We start from the raw sequence: 14,812 nt of genomic DNA on the forward strand, positions 1-14,812 counted from the left end.
CTTTCATGTCACTCGTTTTTATTGTTCAACTTTCATCCATTGATAACCACGACTCATACCGGCTGGATTCCAAACATAACCAGAAACCTTGGTGTTCCACATTTCAACAGTTGCGGGTTGATAAAGTGGAATAACCCCTTGTTGGGCCATCAAGCGTTTCTCGGCGTGCACCAGATCTTGGTAACGTGCCTCAGGCTGATTGGCATCCTGATTTTCAGAGCGCTTCAAATCGTTGTCATATGTGGCATCTGAGAACCCACCATTGTTGTTGGTGTTCCCTGTTTGCATCAATGACAGGAAGTTAATTGGGTCCGCAAAGTCGGCTCCCCAGTTCGTCAGGACCAGGTCAAAGTCACCGGCAGCCGAACGGCTCAGCCGGGTCTTGTAAGGCAACGTGCGAATACTAATCTTTACATTTGGCACCTTCTGTAATTCGGCCTGAATGTATTGGGCCACCGTCTTACTTACTGAGGTATCGTCGGTCATCAGGCTGAGGTCCAACGTTGACGTCTTGCTCTCCTTCAAGCCAGCTTTCATCAGGCTCTTGGCCTGCTTCAGATCGTAGGCCACGCCAGACTTCACGTAAGCATCCTTAGCGAAGTCTGTCTTGGTCTTGGGGTTACGACTCAGATTGTTCGAAACAAACCCTTGAGGGGCCTGTGAACCATCCCGTAGAACCTTCTTGGCCAATTGTTGCTTGTTGACGGCCAAGGACAACGCCCGACGAACCTTAACGTTCTTCAGGGCCTTCACCCGCTTCTGGTTCATCTGCATGTAGTACATGGTACCCCCAACGAAGGTCTTCATTTCGGGGCTATTCTTCATGTTGGCGACCTGCGTCCCATCCAGCGTTGTCGCATCTAGTTCATGCTTCTGGTAGAGACTCAGTCCGGTTGAAGGATCGGCCACCACTTGGAACTTCATCTGTTGCAAGGTGATTTGCTTTTTATCCCAGAAATGGCGGTTCTTCACCAAGGTCCAGTTCTGATCGGTCCCCTGCCACTTGGTCATGGTAAATGGGCCATCATAGGCCGTCTTTTCGCTACCATGTCCGTAGTCCTTGCCATACTTTTCAACCACGCTTTGTTCTTGTGGGAAGAAGGTTGGAAAGGCCAGTAGTAGCTTGAAGTAAGCCACGGGTTTGCTCAGGGTAACTTGTAGTTGATACTTGCCCGTTGCCTTAACGCCCAACTGACTTGGCGCTAATTTGCCACTTTGAACCTGGTCATAGTTCTTGATCCCGGCCATCAGGTAGGCGTATTCGGCCGCCGTCTTGGGATTAACCGTCCGTTGCCAGGAATAGACAAAGTCCTTGGCCGTCACACGGCTACCGTCGTTCCAACGGTTATTGTGTCGCAAATCAAAGGTATACTGCGTCCCATCCTTGCTGACCGTGGTCTTCGTTGCCATGGCGTTAATGACCTTTTCATTCTTACCGAGACGATACAGCCCCTCTTGCGTATGGTACAGCTGTGTCAAACTCGTCGAATCCGAGGCCTTTGACACGTCCAACGTGGTCACTTCTGACTTGGTTGCCAACTTCACAACCTGTTTGCTAGCCAGCTTCCCCGTTGACTTGGATGACGATGACTGGCCACAAGCGCTGAGTGCGCCAACCATAACCATCGTCAGGCCAATTAAGGCCACAATTCTTTTACCCTTCAAAATCTTGGTCACTCCTCAATATTTAATAAAACTGCTAAATCCCGGATCATCACAAAATAAGAACCATCACCAGAGTGACGGTTCTCGTCCTAACTCACTATCGTTTAAGTTCTAGGGAACCCGGTGAAATAAGGAATCGACCGGTTCCTGATGGTAAATCAAGTCGATGGCTTGACCAAACAGGTCGCCAACCGACAAGATCACAAATTTATCACTTTGTTTCTCTGCTGGCAACTGAATCGAATCGGTGAAGACCACTTTCTTCAATGAAGAGGCGTTAATCCGTTTCACAGCATCACCAGACAGCACAGCATGGGTCGCACAGGCGTAAACGTCTGCCGCTCCAGCAGCCATGAGGGCTTCTGCCGAGACGGTAATCCGCAAGGCAGTGTCAATAATGTCGTCGACCAGGATGGCGTGTTTGCCACGAACGTCCCCAATCACGGCATCCGGATGAGCCGCATTTTCAGTATCCGTCCGGTTATCAATAATGGCAATCGGGGCACCCAATAATTCCGCTAACCGCCGAGCGCGACTGACACCAGCGTGATCCGGGGCCACGACAACGATGTCCTCATCAACGAGATCTGGACTTTTTTCAAAGTAACTCGTCAATAGGTGATCACTCTGCAAGTGGTCAACGGGAATATCGAAGAAACCTTGTAGTTGCGCCGCATGAAGATCTAGGGCAATCACACGATCGACCCCATCCATTTGGAGCAGTGACGCAATTAATTTTGCGGTAATTGGTTCACGTGAACGGGCCTTGCGGTCGGCACGTGAATAACCGTAATACGGGATGACAACGTTAATCTTAGCGGCACTTGCTCGGCGAGCAGCATCCACCATGATTAAGAGTTCCATCAGATTGGTGTTCACCGGATCTGAGACGGATTGAATAATAAAGAGCTTATCGCCCCGAATACTTTCGTCGATACTAATCTGGATTTCACCATCGCTAAAGTGTTTGATCGTTGCTTTACCGAGCGTTACGCCAGCGGCCTTCGCAATCTTTTCAGCGAGTGGCCGGTTAGAGTTCAACGCAAAGACTTTCATTTTTCCAGCTTCGACATGTTCTGCCATAACAGCCTCCCAGTGGGTTCACCACAATTCGTTTATATTTTACTGCCTATATTATCGCAATCTTTTTCCGTAAACGCAACGCTTAAGCCAGACTTTTAGGGCTTTGCCATAAATTGTTGCGGGGTCACACCAGCCATCCCAATCATCGGATCGACCTGACGACCCGTAATCATGGCAAATGTTAACCGGTTTGACGCCGGTTGTGTCTCCTCTGTCGATGAGGTTTCCGGTGTCGCCGTTGGCTCAGCTGTCGCAACCGGCTCATCGGCCTTTTCAGTCTCTGCAGCCTGTGGTTCCACTGCTGCACTGGAGGCTGGCGTTTGCACATGTTCACCATCCGGATCCAAGACCGTCGCGATCCGCTCACTCAACGTGGTGTGCCGGTTCACCGAGAGATTCGTCACACAGGTTTCAAAGGCCTGCGGCTCTCCCAGTAAAATCAGCATATCGGCGGCCCGGGTCACGGCCGTATACAACAGATTGCGCTGAAGCATGCGGTTATACTGGGCGACCATAGGTAAGATCACCATCTTAAATTCAGACCCTTGGGCCTTATGAATCGACATACAATAGGCCAACGTCAGTCGATTCCAATCGTTACGCGCGTAAGTCACTTCCGTCTGTTCGAAGGCAATCGTGAGTTGATCTGACTTGACCTTACTGTGCTTGTCACTCGCCAAATCAATCCCGGTAATGGTCCCGATATCGCCATTAAAGACGTTGTTTTCGGGACTGTTCACCAGGTGCAACACCTTATCTCCAATTCGAAACTGCTGCTGGCGAAATTCGACCTGCTTCTGCCGTTCCGACTTACGGGGATTCAAGATGTCCTGAAGCACCACGTTCAACCGATCGATCCCGGCCGCTCCCCGATACATCGGGGCGAGGACTTGAATGTCACTGGCCGTGAAGCCCTTAGCGTGGGCCTTGGCAACGATCTGGTCGATGACCCCTTCCACTTGGTTCGTGCGACAGGCGATGAACGACCGGTCCTTTTGGTTCTGCGTAAAGTCTGCCGGTAACCGTCCGTCCTTGATGGCATGGGCCAACGGAATAATCGACGACCCATCCCCCTGTCGGTAAATGGTATCCAGTTGAATCTTTTTCAATTGTTGACTGGCTAACAGGTCGTGGAAAACCTGACCGGGCCCCACCGAAGGCAGTTGGTCCTTATCACCGACGAAAATGACCTGCATCCCCACGGGCACCGCCCGTAGGAGGGTTTTCATCAGGTAGACGTCAACCATCGACACCTCGTCGACAATCAAGAGTCCTCCCTCGAGATCCTTCGTTGCCGCGGCATCCAGATCGGCCTCGCGACCCGTCAATCCCAGTAGCCGGTGAATCGTACTGGCCGGTAGCCCGGTGGCTTCGCTCATCCGCTTAGCTGCCCGGCCAGTCGGCGCCGCCAATAGAATTGGAAACGGCCGATCCTTATACTCATTAATATCTAAAGAATAGTCATTGAGCCGGGCATACAGCTGAACCAGACCCCGAATAATCGTGGTTTTCCCGGTTCCGGGTCCCCCGGTTAGCAGTAGAATCTTCGCCTGCACAGCCGCCGCCAGAGCTGCCGTTTGCGACTCATCATAGACAATGTCCAACTGCTTCTCTACAATTCGAATCTGCTTGGCAATGCTCTTCTCATCATACTCGTGTTGTGGGGTGTCCGCTTGAAGCAGTCGCTGCAAATGCTCAGCAACCTGCCATTCCGCATCGTACAGAGCCTTGAGATAAATGCGTTGGTCATCGCCCACGACCTTCTGTTGCTTGGCCAACTCTAAGAGCTGATCCGCCAAGGTTTGCGGGTTCAACCGCACGTTACGCGAATTCTCTAATAGACTCAACGCCTGATTCAACAGCGGTTTTGCCGTGGTAAAGGTATCCCCATTAGCCACGGACAAGTCCGTCAGCGTCTGAAGGAGACCCGCCTGCAAGCGTTCTGGACGATCGGCCGCATAACCCAACTGCGTGGCGATCTGGTCGGCTCGTTTGAAACTGACTCCGGTAATCTCTTCGGCCAACTGGTAGGGATTCTCATGAATTACATCGAGGGTTTTTTCTTGGTAACGGTTATAGATGGCCGCCGCCAGGGTACTCCCGAAACCATAGCTATTGAGACCGATGATAATTTGTTCCATCCCATTATTCGTTTGCAGTTGGCTCACCAGTGTGGCCACGATCTTCGGTGACAATTTCAAGGGGGCCAACACGTTACTATCGTCTAAAATAAGTTCGATCGCGTTGGTTCCCAGGGCATCCACAATCTTCTCGGCCGTCTTCTTCCCTAAGCCTGGGAAGTCTGGGCCACTAAGATAGGCGACCACCCCACTACGGGAAGTTGGCGTTTCATTCTGATAATTATCCGCCTGAAATTGAACCCCGTACTTGGGATGTTCGACCCGCTTGCCGGTAAAACGATAGGTCACATCGTCTTTGATGTCGGCGAAGTTACCCGTCACCACGATTTCATCCTCGTGCCAATCCAGACTGGTCTCTGAAACCTTCACCAACATGACCTTGTAAAAACTGTCCTGACTAGTGAAGAAAATGGCGCTGACGGTGCCCACCACATAGTCGGCCTGCGTTCCCTGGTCGCCCGCTAGTAGATCCATTGATTCGGTGGTCATGCTGTCAGCCTCCTTACGCTACTTGTCCTTGTCTTGATCCGTTCCCCGTTGGGTTTGAACGAATCGTTCAATATCAGCCAGCCGTTGCTGCCCTTTTTCATAATAGGTGGGATCTTCTCGTTTGGCCTGATCAAAGTAAGCTTGGTAAGGTTCACCTTGAACCATGGCAACGAGGCCACGGTCAAAGTTGGCCCGACCACTATCAGGGACGATCGCTAACAACTGGTCATAGTACGTGGCAGCCTGGGCCATATTCCCCAGCGCCAACAGGTTCTCAGCCACGAGTTGGAGCGTCGCCGCATCCTGGGGCTGACTGGCGAGCGCCGTCAAGGCAAAGACCAGGGCCCGCTTGTGATCGCCACTCGCCATGTAGCTCTGAGCCAACATCAAATAACCGGCTCCCTTGAGCTGTTGACCCAACTGATCAAACTGCGCAATCGCCTTAGGATATTCCTGAGCAGCGTAATAGACGTTACCCAAGCCATAATGGAGTTTTTCGACTGTTTCTGGCTGCGTCGCAAATAAACCCAACGCCTTCATGAGTAGCTCTTCGGCCTGATCAAACGAATTCAGATCAACTAAGACCGTTGCTAATTCATAATAGGCATCGGCATCCCCGGGGTGACCGTCAATGTGTTGAACCAATTTGTGAACCATTTGTTCTGAACGTTCTTTTTTTAGGTCACGTTCCCGACCTTGCTTTTTTTCAGTCATACTGCCACCTAAATCGTATCCGTTGGCGTAGCTTCCGCCGTCAGAAAACTTGTATTGTTCCAGTCCAATAACTTAAAGGTTTGACCATCATCCGTGGTTTCCAAGATTGTTAGACTGGTATTCCGTAACCCACCGCGTTTCCTTAAATCCGCGATCGGTGTGCCTAGTAAAGCATTGATTTCCGCATTCAGGGCCGCGCCGTGGCTCACGACCAAGACGTTGGCTTGTGGATCATCGTTGGCCGCAACAATCCGGCGAATTGCCGGCGTCATGCGAGCAATGACTTCTTCAAAAGTCTCGCCGCCGATCCGATCGGTGCGATACTGGTCGGGATGCTCGTGAAAGGCCGCAAGTTCCTCTGGAAATTGTTGTTGGGCGTCCGTAAAGGCCATCCCTTCAAGCTTTCCCAGATGAAATTCCTCTAGCTGACTCAGCAAGGTCAACGGCACCCGTTGGTGGGCCGCCTTAATCACGCGCTGCGCGGTAACCCGTGCCCGTTTAATCGGGCTGGCGTAGGCGTGCTGAAAGGCGACAGGACGCAGGTAACGTCCCACCTGAATCATTTGCTGGTAACTTGCCGTTAACAGCTCAGAATCGCCACCAGCGCCCTGAAACCGGCCCTCCAGATTCCATTGGGTCTTCCCATGTCGCACGAAGTATAATTTCAAACCTTGGTGCCTCACTTTCTCTGATCATATGCCTTATTTTTGTAAAAATGCTGATTAATCGTGTCAGTTGGTCGAGCCGAAAGCCTTGGCGACCCTAACCGAACACCGTTATCGTACCGGTGACTGACAGACTTCCCAGTCACTGGCACACACAGGTTCTATTATGCCAGTTTTCACGGAATTTTCAAAGACGTAACCCTGCGAAAATCGCACCAAATCAAAAGAACCCCAACCATCGTTGCGATGACGGGGATCCTTCTAGAAATTAGATTAATTGTAACTCGCGGTCCTTGTTGTAGGCAGCGTCAATAATGGCACTCCCTAAGCACTCGTCACCGTTGTAGAAGACGACAGCCTGGCCAGGCGTAATTGCCCGCGCTGGGTCATCGAATTCAACCGTGACCTGCTGGCCGTCATCGCTCAAGTGAACGGTCACACCAGTATCCTTTTGACGGTACCGGAACTTGGCTGTGCAATGGAAATCAGTACCGCGGTCAATCGTGTTCACCCAGTGGATGTCAGAAGCAGACAGGTGGGTTGCGTACAGGTGCTCGTTGTGGTAACCCTTCCCCACGTAAAGAATGTTCTTCGTGAGGTCTTTACCGATCACGAACCAAGGCTCGTTGTCCTCACCGTCACCACCGATACCCAGGCCACGACGCTGACCAATGGTATAGTACATCAAGCCGGCGTGGTCGCCCTTGATCTCACCATCAACGGTCATCATCTTGCCGGGCTTGGCTGGCAGGTAGGTGTTCAAGAAGTCCTTGAAGTGACCCTTCTCACCGATAAAGCAGATCCCCATGGAATCCTTCTTATCAGCAGTGGCCAAACCGGCCGCCTTAGCAATCTCACGAACCTGTGGCTTCACGAGGTCCCCGATTGGGAACATCACGCGATCCAACTGCTCCGTGGAGAGCTGACTCAAGAAGTACGTCTGATCCTTGTTCTGGTCAACGGCCCGCATCAAGTGGGCATGACCATCCTCGTCACGAGTCAACTGTGCATAGTGACCCGTTGCGATGTAGTCCGCACCTAATTCCAAAGCATAGTCCAGAAATGCCTTGAACTTGATTTCCTTGTTACAAATAACATCGGGGTTGGGCGTTCTCCCCTTCTTGTACTCGTCCAAGAAGTACGTGAACACGCGGTCCCAGTACTCCTTTTCAAAGTTAACGGAATAGTAAGGAATGCCAATCTTAGCGGCAACCTTTGCTACGTCCTTGTAGTCCTCGGTTGCGGTACAGACACCGTTCTCGTCCGTATCGTCCCAGTTCTTCATGAAGACGCCGATCACGTCGTAACCCTGCTGCTTTAACCGCAAAGCGACAACGGAGGAATCGACCCCGCCACTCATACCAACGACAACCCGTGTTTGGCTGTTGTCCTGCATGGTATCACCATCATTTCTATCAGATTCTGGAGAATCTACGATTTGAAGGTCGCATAAATCCAGTATTGCCTAGTTTACCTATTTTATCCGACGATTGCAAGCCTGGCGTATCTTTTCATAAGTCCCACCATTTTGACTGGCCTAAATCGCATAAAAATTGACGTCCCCAGCGAATGGGAACGTCAATTATCATGGCTTTACGCCTTTTTTTGTAAAATTTCACGATCCAATAAGTTCTGGATAATGAAGTGATACTGTTCGACGTTACCCTCGGCATGGATACCCTTGAAAATGTTAACCCGGGCATTACCGGAAGCATTGGTTGTCGACATCTTGAACCCAGTCAGGTCCTTTGACACAACGACCTTAAGCATTTGATTTTTGTTGTAGGGTGAGGTTGGATCAACCGACCGTTCCAACGTGTAGTTACCTGCGTTAGAAACCTGGAAGCCCACATCCTTTAAGGCATAGGCCTTGATGTTGGGATGTAATTCATAGACATCCGTATCCCCATCAACTTGCATTTCCTTCTTAAATAACATGTTACTTCACCTCGTTCTTTGAAAGTCGCTTGACGATGGCACTGACGTTTTCGATAAAGGCGTCAATGTCTGCACTCGTCGTTTGTGATCCAAAGGATAACCGAATGGATTCGGCAATCCGTGGGCTGTCCGCACCAAACATGGCGGTCAGCACGTGTGAGGGTTCGATTGAACCCGCCGTGCAGGCTGAGCCCCCAGAAACGGCAATCCCCGCCAAGTCTAGGTTAGTCTGCATGACATAAGTGGAGATGCCCTTAATCCAAATGTTTAGGACATGTTCCAGGTTCTCGCCTTCGAGTGATCCGTTAATGGCAAAGTCCACGCCATTGGCGGTTAATCCCGCCACGACCTGGTCCTTAAAGCCATGAAAACGGGCCCGCTTCTCGGCCTTAGCGTCAGCCGTTAACAACTTGGCAGCCGTAGCCATCCCCGCAATAGCTGGAACATTCTCGGTACCGGCCCGACGCTTCTCTTCTTGGTCCCCACCCTTGATCAGGCTGGGGAAGTTAATCCCTTCGCGCTTGTAAAGGAAACCAATCATCTTAGGCCCATTAATCTTGTGAGCCGACGTCGACAACAGATCAATATGATCACGTTGCACGTCGATGTCCAGTGACCCATAGGCCTGAACGGCATCGGTATGGAACCAGGCTTGGTGGTCCTTTAAGATCTCACCGATCTCATGAATCGGCATCCGACTTCCAACCTCATTGTTCCCCATCATGATGGTCACAAGAATTGTGTCATCACGCAGGGCCGCCTTGAAGTCATCCAAACTGATCCGACCGTGCTCATCGACGGGCAGATAGGTCACGTCAAAGCCTTGTTCCTCCAACGCATGCAGAGGTTTCAAAATTGCCTCGTGTTCGATAGCCGTGGTAATGATGTGCTTTCCCAGGCTCTGACGGGCAATGGCCGTTTGCGTCACAGCGGTGTTGTCACTCTCACTCCCACCACTGGTGAAGATGATCTCTTCATCGCTGGCAGCATTGATGCTGTTGGCGATGACCTGACGACTGTTTTCCATTACGGTGTGCGCTTGCCGACCTAAACCATACAGGGTCGACGCGTTCCCGTAAACATTCGCCATCTTATCAACCATCTCATTTAAAACTTCCGGCGCCATCGGTGTGGTGGCGGCGTTGTCCAGGTAGATTTCCCGGACGGCATTACTGTTATCAATGTGAATCTCTTGCACCCTAAAAACCTCCTGAAGGGCCAGGTTAGTTCTGTGCGGCTAACAAGGCCAGTAACATTTGTGCGGAACGGTGGCCCGCATCAATAATAAAATCATCAAAGTTAACACCGGAATCATTGTCGGCATTGTCAGACATGGCGCGAACAACGACGTAAGGCACGTCAAATTGGTGAGCCACTTGGCCCACTGCGGCGCCTTCCATTTCACCGGATAAGGCGTCCGGGAAGTGACCCATGATGGCCTTAATCGTCTCGGGGCTGTTTAAGAATTGGTCACCGGAAACGATCAGACCCAGCTTGGTCTTTAAGCCCGTATCGGCAGCGGCCGCCACGATCTTTTCGCCCCATTCTTTCGACGCTTCGAACCGAGCTGGTTGTTGCGGTAATTGGCCATATTCATAGCCAAAGGCCCGAGCATCGGCATCATGGTAAGCCGTTTCGGTGGAAACCACCACGTACCCAATGTTCAAGTCGGGAGCCAAGGCCCCAGCCGAACCAGAATTGATCACGAGATCAACGTTGAATTGGGTAATCAGTAAGGCCGTCGTTAAACCAGCTTCGACTTTACCAATCCCAGAACGAACCAAGACCACGGACTGACCGCTGATCTGGCCTTCATAGAACTCTAAACCGTGAATGTCGGTTGTTTTGGCATCTGACAAAGCCTCGTGTAGTTCCTTAATTTCTTCTTCCATGGCGCAAATAATTCCGAATGTCATGTGGTGTTCTCCACTCCTTAATCTAGTTTACAAAAAGAATAAAATCCCATAAACCACCAAAATTAACAGAACGAGCCAAAAAATTGCCCAGTTCAAGCGTCGACCCAAGCGTTTCTGCTTGTCGTCGACCGGTTTGACGCGCTGGGCCATGTCCGGTTCTTCAGGGTCGTCATCGCTAGGATTGCCATGCTGCCGGGCATAGTTTCGCTCGACTTGAACCCGCTTGCGATCCCGTTCCTGAAAGTCCTTTTCAGCTTGTTCCTGTTCTCGGCGGTAGTCCGCCCGAGTTTTCGGACGGTCATCAGGGTCTTGCCAGTCATTTGAAGGCACTGCTGTCACCTACTTTTGTAACAGCCAGTAATAAATGGCCGTAATTGTTTTGGCATCGTTAATTTCACCACTAGCCACCATGGCCTGGGCTTCATCTTTCGATACGGTCAACAGTTCCAAGTTTTCCCCTTGGTCCCGGGGTAATTCGGTCGTGACGGGCTTAAGATCAGTCGCTAAAAAGAGGGTCATGTATTCATCAGAAAAGCCCACACTGGAATAAAAGCCAGTGATCTTTTCTAGATGACCCGGTTGATAACGGATCTCTTCATTGAGTTCTCGCATGACCGCGTGTTCCACGTTATCGGCATCTCGGCTATCAAGTTTTCCTGCCGGGATTTCCAAGGTGGCCGCCGCGATCGGTGCCCGCCATTGCCGTTCTAAAATCATCTTGTTGTCCGCTGTCAGGGCCAAAATGCCCACAGCACCAGCATGACGAACGATTTCTCTAGTCGCCATATCGCCATTAGGCAGGCGGACCTGTTGCCGTTCTAACTTCACGATCACACCGTCATATAAGTCCTCGGTGGATTCAACGTGTTCTTCTAAGTCCATGTTAAGCCTCCTCAGCGCTCCCCGTAACCACGGGGGTCACTTTGGCTGCTTGTGGGCCACGACTTCCTTGGACGATGACAAATTGAACGGTTTGGCCCTCTTCCAATTTACGGAAGCCTTCGCCAATAATTGCCGTGTAATAAACAAAGATGTCACCATCGGCAGGCGTGGTAATAAAGCCAAAGCCGCGTTGTTCACTATAACTCTTTACTTTTCCGGTTAACATGGTATCCCTCCCATACATAGCACAAATTATACTCGCTTGCCCGCCCCACCGCAAACAATGGTTCTTGACCGGCCGCGATCCAAAAAACTCCCAGTCCCGACCAAGGTCGAAACAGGGAGTTCAAAAATTAACGATTACTTTTCTTCAAAACCTTCAGTTGCCGTTTCAGGGTAATTAGCCCGAACGATAGCGGCACACCGGGCACAGAAGTGTGGGTAGTCTGAATCACTGCCAACATCTTCCTTGGTCAGACGACAACGGTCACAAACCTCGCCGGCAGCGGCGGTCACCTTCACGGCCATGTGGTCGAAGGTTAAGGCGTCGGCTGGGGCTTGGTCCAGCTTAGCAACGTCTAAGCCAGAAACCAGCAGAATTTGTTGAACGTCAATGTTTAACTTGTCCAACGTGTTGCGCGTCTCGTCATCGATGTAGAGATCCAAGTGGGCTTCAGCAGCCTTCCCGATCAGCTTGGCGTCACGTGCTTCTTCCAACGCCTTCAGCACATGGCTCCGCAACGTCATGAAGGTGTCCCAGGCAGAAACGCCATCGGCCTTGATTTCGTTAACATCGTCCATATCCATCACAACCGGCATTTCAGCTAACTGAACGAATTCTTCGGGTTCCTTTAAGAAGCCCCAGATTTCTTCGGCCGTGTGAGGCAGGATTGGCGTGATCAACTTGGTTAAGGTCACAGCAATCTGGTAGAAGACCGTTTGCATTGAGCGACGAGCGGCACTGTCTTCGGCTTCGATATACAGGATATCTTTGGCGAAGTCGAGGTAGAAGGCTGACAGATCACTGACGACGAAGTTGATGAGTTCCTTGTAAATGTTCAAGAAGTCATAACTTTCGTAGTGGTCACGAACGCTCTTGGTAAAGGCGTTCAACCGGTATAACATGTGGCGGTCAACAGCCATCAATTGGTCGAAAGCCACGCCGTTCGTTTCAGGATCGAAGTCACTGGTGTTGGCCAACAGGTAACGCATCGTGTTCCGCAGCTTCTTGTAGCTGTCGGAAATCTTCACGAAGGATTCCGTTGAGACCCGGACATCGGCAGAGGTATCCACGGAGGTTACCCAGAGACGAACGATGTCGGCCCCCATCTTCTTGATGATTTCATCCGGTGCGATCGTGTTCCCAATAGACTTGGACATCTTGTGACCATCCTTGTCCAAGGTGAACCCTTGGGAAACGACCTGCTTGTATGGTGCCTTGCCGGTCGCGGCAACACTGGCAATCAGACTGGAGTTGAACCAACCACGATATTGGTCGGAACCTTCCAGATACAGATCAGCTGGGAATTTGAGGTAGTCCCGTTCGGCCAGAACCCCTTGGTGTGACGAACCAGAGTCGAACCAGACGTCCATGATGTCGGTTTCCTTGGTGAATTCACCATTTGGTGAGTGTTCACTTGTGAAGCCTTCTGGCAGGAGATCCTTGGCGTCGCGCTTGAACCAGATGTTCGAGCCATACTTGCCAAAGAGATCAGCCACGTGGTTGACCGTTTCTGGTGTGATGATCGCTTCGCCATCTTCACCGTAGAAGATTGGCAATGGCACACCCCAGACCCGTTGACGGGAGATGACCCAGTCGCCACGGTCCTTGATCATGTTTTCCAGACGACGCTTACCCCAATCAGGTTGGAAGCTAACATCCTTTAAGCTGTCCAAGATTTCATCACGAATCTTGTCCACGGAAGCGAACCACTGTGGCGTTGCCCGGAAGATGACCGGCTTCTTTGTCCGCCAGTCAAATGGGTAACTGTGTTCGTAAGGCATGTAGTTCAGTAAGGCCTTGTTTTCCTTCAGCTTGTCGAGGGCAATCTTGTTTGCATCTTCATAAAAGACGCCATCGAAGTCCTCACCGGCTTCAGCGGTCATATACCCTTGGTCGTTAACGGGAACGAGCACAGGTAAGTTGTAGAGCTTACCCACGTTAAAGTCATCTTCCCCTAAACCTGGGGCCGTATGAACCAAGCCAGTCCCGGTTTCAGTCGTTACGAAGTCCCCTAACATCACAACCAGCTTACGATCGCTGATGAATGGATGTTGGGCAATGATGTTGTCCATGTCTTGACCCATGACGGTCTTCAAGACCTTGACGTCTTCCCAACCAAAACGTTCGGCGTTTTCGGCAACCAGGTCACTGGCCAGAACGAACTTGCGGTCTTCCCCAGCGGGTTGAACCACCGCATATTCGATACCGGCATCGATGGTGATCCCTTCGGAACCGGGAATCGTCCAAGGCGTCGTCGTCCAAACGACGAGGTAAGTATCGTCATCTAGGACGCCCTTACCGTCAACGACCTTTTCACCATAAAAGGCGGAAGGTGACGTCACGTCGTGGTATTCCACTTCGGCTTCAGCCATGGCAGATTCGGATGACCATGACCAGTACACGGGCTTCTTGCCCTTGTAGATCAGGCCGCGTTTGGCGAATTCACCGAAGACCCGCACTTCAGCGGCTTCGAATTCTGGATTCAACGTCAAGTATGGATTGTCCCATTCAGCAGCAACCCCTAAACGCTTGAAACCATCGCGTTGTAAGTCAACTTGCTTCAAGGCGTACTCGCGACAAAGGTCACGGAATTCGGCAGTCGACATCTTCTTCCGGTCGTAACCGGCCTTCGTCAATTGTTGTTCAATTGGTAAACCATGGGTATCCCAACCGGGAACGTAAGGGGCCCGGAAGCCACTCATGGACTTGTAACGAACAATGATATCCTTAGAGATCTTGTTCATGGCATGACCCATATGGATTGGGCCATTGGCGTATGGTGGACCATCGTGCAGAATAAACGTTGGCTTCCCCTCGTTTAATTTCTGACGGGCTTCATAAATCTTGTTTTCGGCCCAGGCTTTTTGCCGGTCAACTTCTTTGACCGGTAAATTACCGCGCATTTTAAACTTGGTTTTACCCAAGTTCAACGTGTCTTTCACTCGCATACCGTCATTTCCTCCTTTAAATCATTTCTCACGGTTGGTGAACCGGTGAGCTCAAGCCTGTCACTGGCCTCAGCTCACCGGTCAACCCCTTGCCGTGACCACTCAAACTTTCATGACAAACAAAAAACGACCCTGCCCAAAAGGGACG

At 51.1% G+C, this 14,812-nt stretch carries 13 protein-coding genes; all 13 read right to left on the bottom strand.

What is annotated here, in order from left to right:
- Positions 1-18: 18 nt before the first annotated feature.
- Complete coding sequence (locus tag OCU14_RS06010) at positions 19-1,665, bottom strand: peptide ABC transporter substrate-binding protein (protein ID WP_261810232.1); 1,647 nt, start codon at positions 1,663-1,665, stop codon at positions 19-21.
- 111 nt (positions 1,666-1,776) lie between these two features.
- Positions 1,777-2,748, bottom strand: a complete 972-nt coding sequence (locus OCU14_RS06015) for a ribose-phosphate diphosphokinase (RefSeq protein ID WP_261810233.1) — start codon at positions 2,746-2,748, stop codon at positions 1,777-1,779.
- Between the two features lie 95 nt (positions 2,749-2,843).
- Positions 2,844-5,378, bottom strand: coding sequence for an SF1B family DNA helicase RecD2 (gene recD2 / locus OCU14_RS06020; protein ID WP_261810234.1), 2,535 nt, complete (start codon positions 5,376-5,378; stop codon positions 2,844-2,846).
- A gap of 18 nt (positions 5,379-5,396) precedes the next feature.
- On the bottom strand, positions 5,397-6,092 hold the full coding sequence (locus OCU14_RS06025; RefSeq protein ID WP_261810235.1) for a tetratricopeptide repeat protein: 696 nt from the start codon (positions 6,090-6,092) through the stop codon (positions 5,397-5,399).
- A gap of 8 nt (positions 6,093-6,100) precedes the next feature.
- Positions 6,101-6,760, bottom strand: a complete 660-nt coding sequence (locus tag OCU14_RS06030) for a histidine phosphatase family protein (protein ID WP_261810236.1) — start codon at positions 6,758-6,760, stop codon at positions 6,101-6,103.
- A gap of 265 nt (positions 6,761-7,025) precedes the next feature.
- Positions 7,026-8,153, bottom strand: coding sequence for a tRNA 2-thiouridine(34) synthase MnmA (mnmA, locus tag OCU14_RS06035; RefSeq protein WP_261810237.1), 1,128 nt, complete (start codon positions 8,151-8,153; stop codon positions 7,026-7,028).
- Positions 8,154-8,350: 197 nt separating this feature from the next.
- Positions 8,351-8,695 carry a DUF1831 domain-containing protein gene (locus OCU14_RS06040; RefSeq protein ID WP_261810238.1) on the bottom strand — a complete coding sequence of 115 codons (345 nt, stop codon included), beginning with the start codon at positions 8,693-8,695 and terminating at the stop codon, positions 8,351-8,353.
- A 1-nt stretch (position 8,696) separates the two neighbouring features.
- Entirely contained in the window at positions 8,697-9,821 is a 1,125-nt protein-coding gene (locus OCU14_RS06045; protein ID WP_373875077.1) for a cysteine desulfurase family protein, read from the bottom strand.
- Positions 9,822-9,918: 97 nt separating this feature from the next.
- On the bottom strand, positions 9,919-10,611 hold the full coding sequence (locus tag OCU14_RS06050; protein WP_261810240.1) for a 5'-methylthioadenosine/adenosylhomocysteine nucleosidase: 693 nt from the start codon (positions 10,609-10,611) through the stop codon (positions 9,919-9,921).
- A gap of 27 nt (positions 10,612-10,638) precedes the next feature.
- Positions 10,639-10,941, bottom strand: a complete 303-nt coding sequence (locus OCU14_RS06055) for a hypothetical protein (RefSeq protein WP_261810241.1) — start codon at positions 10,939-10,941, stop codon at positions 10,639-10,641.
- Positions 10,942-10,950: 9 nt separating this feature from the next.
- Positions 10,951-11,493, bottom strand: a complete 543-nt coding sequence (locus OCU14_RS06060; protein ID WP_261810242.1) for an NUDIX hydrolase — start codon at positions 11,491-11,493, stop codon at positions 10,951-10,953.
- A gap of 1 nt (position 11,494) precedes the next feature.
- Positions 11,495-11,719, bottom strand: coding sequence for a cold-shock protein (locus tag OCU14_RS06065; RefSeq protein ID WP_125546862.1), 225 nt, complete (start codon positions 11,717-11,719; stop codon positions 11,495-11,497).
- Between the two features lie 134 nt (positions 11,720-11,853).
- Positions 11,854-14,664, bottom strand: coding sequence for an isoleucine--tRNA ligase (ileS, locus tag OCU14_RS06070; protein ID WP_261810243.1), 2,811 nt, complete (start codon positions 14,662-14,664; stop codon positions 11,854-11,856).
- Positions 14,665-14,812 lie beyond the last annotated feature (148 nt).

It is taken from the genome of Levilactobacillus humaensis, from assembly GCF_024345185.1.
Lineage (GTDB): Bacteria > Bacillota > Bacilli > Lactobacillales > Lactobacillaceae > Levilactobacillus > Levilactobacillus humaensis.

Excerpts from the sequence above, each read along its gene's own strand:
- ileS (WP_261810243.1), bottom strand. The coding sequence starts at position 14,664 with ATGCGAGTGAAAGACACGTTGAACTTGGGTAAAACCAAGTTTAAAATG.
- recD2 (WP_261810234.1), bottom strand. The coding sequence starts at position 5,378 with ATGACCACCGAATCAATGGATCTACTAGCGGGCGACCAGGGAACGCAG.
- OCU14_RS06050 (WP_261810240.1), bottom strand. The coding sequence starts at position 10,611 with ATGACATTCGGAATTATTTGCGCCATGGAAGAAGAAATTAAGGAACTA.
- OCU14_RS06060 (WP_261810242.1), bottom strand. The coding sequence starts at position 11,493 with ATGGACTTAGAAGAACACGTTGAATCCACCGAGGACTTATATGACGGT.
- OCU14_RS06040 (WP_261810238.1), bottom strand. The coding sequence starts at position 8,695 with ATGTTATTTAAGAAGGAAATGCAAGTTGATGGGGATACGGATGTCTAT.
- mnmA (WP_261810237.1), bottom strand. The coding sequence starts at position 8,153 with ATGCAGGACAACAGCCAAACACGGGTTGTCGTTGGTATGAGTGGCGGG.
- OCU14_RS06025 (WP_261810235.1), bottom strand. The coding sequence starts at position 6,092 with ATGACTGAAAAAAAGCAAGGTCGGGAACGTGACCTAAAAAAAGAACGT.
- OCU14_RS06065 (WP_125546862.1), bottom strand. The coding sequence starts at position 11,719 with ATGTTAACCGGAAAAGTAAAGAGTTATAGTGAACAACGCGGCTTTGGC.
- OCU14_RS06015 (WP_261810233.1), bottom strand. The coding sequence starts at position 2,748 with ATGGCAGAACATGTCGAAGCTGGAAAAATGAAAGTCTTTGCGTTGAAC.
- OCU14_RS06045 (WP_373875077.1), bottom strand. The coding sequence starts at position 9,821 with ATGGCGCCGGAAGTTTTAAATGAGATGGTTGATAAGATGGCGAATGTT.